We start from the raw sequence: 2,465 nt of genomic DNA on the forward strand, positions 1-2,465 counted from the left end.
GCTCACCCGCTCATGCGCCTCCAGCTTCAGCGCCGGCGCACAGGCGAAAGGCTCGTACTCCAGCCGCCGGTCACTCACCGTCTTCACCCTGCGGCAGGTCCGGCAGGCCGAGCATGCGGCGCTTCTCGGCAGCGGTCAGGAAATCGGCCTGTGCCACCCGCGCCCACTGTGCGTCACGCTCAGCCGACAGCGCCGGCACCTGGTCGAGGTCGGGCTTCAGCTCGACCTCCTCGCCCAGATGCGCCGAAAGCCAGCGCCCCACCGCAGCCGTCACCCGCGTCGCCAGCGGCAGCACGGTCAGGCGATAGAACGCCCGGTGCGCCTCCTGGTAGTTGGCGAAGGGCGCCTCGCCGGGGATGCCCAGCAGCATCGGCGGCACCCCGAAAGCCACCGCAATCTCGCGCGCCGCGGCCTCCTTGGTTTGCTGGAACTCCATGTCGGAAGGCGAGAAGCCCATCGGTTTCCAGTCGAGCCCACCCTCCAGCAGCATCGGCCGCCCGGCATTGCGCGCCCCCTGGTGCAGGCTCTCCATCTCGTCGCGCAGCCGCTCGAACTGGTCGTTGCTCATCGAGCCCTGCCCATCGCCGCCGGTCCAGACGATGGCCCCCGAGGGCCGCGCGGCGTTGTCCAGCAGCCCCTTCGACCAGCGCGAGGCGCTGTTGTGCACGTCGACCGCCTGTGCCGCTGCCTGGATCGGGGAAAGGCCATAGTGATCGTCCTGCGGATGGAAGGCCCGCACATGGCAGACCGGCGACACCGGCCCCGTCGCGTCAAAGCGGTGACGGCGACCGTCCACGAGGTAGTCGTAGGCCACCGGCCAGCCGTCCGCCCCAGGGATCACCCGCATCCGGTCCGAGCGCAGCACGTGCAGCTCGGTCGGCAGTCCTGCCCCTGCCCCCACCGCCTCGACATAGGCATCGCCCGCCAGCAGCAAGTGGCCGTAGAGCGCCTCGAAGAGTTCCGCCTTGCCCTGCGCCGTGTTGGGCTCGTGGATCAGCGAAAGCATCGGGTGCTGCCCGTAGCGCTGGCCCTCGTCCTGCAGCACCAGTGGCAGCGCGGCGGCGGCCTCGGCGATCAGCTTCACCGCGCGGAACCCCACCGGGTTGCCGGCGAAACCCGAGCGCGTCAGTGAGCCGGTGTCCCGCGCGGTCCAGGTCACCCGGCCCGCATTGGCATAGGCCACCAGCGGCCCCGTGGCCGAGGCCTTCTCCTCCAGCTCCGGTGCCGCGTCACGGCCCTTTCGCAGAAAATCGAGTACCATCGCCTGATGCTCCTTCATCCGTTCCCGCCGGGCCGCACCGACCCGCATCGCGTTGAGGATGAACCCTACGAACAGAAGATTAAGCCACTCTGCCCGCACCGTTCGGGGATCGCGCAACGCTTGCGACGTGGCCTCGAAAGGCAGCTATGCGTTGAACGCTCTAGCTCCCCCAGCCTTCTCCGGGTTAGGCTCCGCCACCAAATCGAGCCCCTCCCCTTCACTGCCCGGAACTGCCCGAATGACCACGACGAAGACGACCATCGACCTGCGCCCCCTGCTTGCCAAAGACGCCGAGGTCGCGGCCGAGATCTTCGTCGACGCGGTGATGAACGGGACAACGAACCACTATTCCGAGGAAGAGCGCCGCGCCTGGGCCGGACCCCGCCCCGACCCGGAACGCTGGCGCGACCGGATCGGCGGGTCGGTCGGCCTGATGGCCGAGCGCAATGGCGTGCCCGTGGGGCTGATGACGCTGGTGGCGCCCGATCACATCGACCTGGCCTTCGTGCGCCCCTCCGCCGCCGGCAGCGGTGTGGGCACCGCGCTGCTCGAGTCGCTGACGATGATCGCAAGGGCCAGCGGCGCCACCAAGCTCACCGCCGATGTCAGCAAGGCCGCCCGCCCGTTCTTCGAGCGCAACGGCTTCGAGCTGGTGCGCGAGCAGAGCGTCGTCCGCCGCGGCGTGGCGCTGATGAACTACGTCATGCGCAAACCGCTCTGACGCGGCATGGCACGAGGCCCCCGCAACCGGCGAAGACCCCGTTCTTGGTTCAGATCACCCGCAGCTGCGGCCGCTTCCAGCTGTCCATCGGCGCCACGACCAGCTCGGTAAGGGCCCAGACCAGCGCGTCCACCCGGTCGGGCGAGCCCTGCCCCTGGTAGCCCGCCGAAGTCATCAGCCCCATCTGCTCCTCGAGCCCGGCAAGCCCCGCCGCATGGCCGACCCGGCCCTGCTCGTAAAGCGCCGCGACGGGCTCTGCCCGCGCCGCCTTGCCGCGCGTGGCGTGGACCTTGCGCAGGGGCACTTGCGGCGAGACCTGCCGCAGCACGGTCTCGACTATCGCGCCGCCCTGGTTGACCTCGGCCACGACCCGGTCCGCCTGCCAGCGCTCGTAGGCCGCCGCCGCCGCCTGCGCCCAGCCGGTGGGTGACACGCCCTGCACCGAGGCATCCTCGAGCACCCAGGCCCGCCACGCCTGCGGCG

The 2,465-nt window shown here is 70.4% G+C and carries 2 protein-coding genes and 1 pseudogene; 1 reads left to right on the forward strand and 2 read right to left on the reverse strand.

The window, feature by feature from the left end; all coding sequences use genetic code 11:
- Positions 1 to 70: 70 nt before the first annotated feature.
- Complete coding sequence (locus HC022_RS24010) at positions 71 to 1,261, reverse strand: phage portal protein (RefSeq protein WP_167454076.1); 1,191 nt, start codon at positions 1,259 to 1,261, stop codon at positions 71 to 73.
- Between the two features lie 238 nt (positions 1,262 to 1,499).
- Here HC022_RS24010 and HC022_RS24015 point away from each other — a divergent pair, with 238 nt between their 5' ends.
- Complete coding sequence (locus HC022_RS24015; protein ID WP_008884179.1) at positions 1,500 to 1,982, forward strand: GNAT family N-acetyltransferase; 483 nt, start codon at positions 1,500 to 1,502, stop codon at positions 1,980 to 1,982.
- 49 nt (positions 1,983 to 2,031) lie between these two features.
- On the opposite strand, the pseudogene HC022_RS24020 reads toward HC022_RS24015, so the two are convergent.
- A pseudogene (locus HC022_RS24020) lies at positions 2,032 to 2,465 on the reverse strand (DNA-packaging protein); the annotation flags it as partial.

This window comes from Salipiger sp. HF18, assembly GCF_011806505.1.
In the GTDB taxonomy this organism is placed as follows: Bacteria; Pseudomonadota; Alphaproteobacteria; order Rhodobacterales; family Rhodobacteraceae; genus Salipiger; species Salipiger thiooxidans.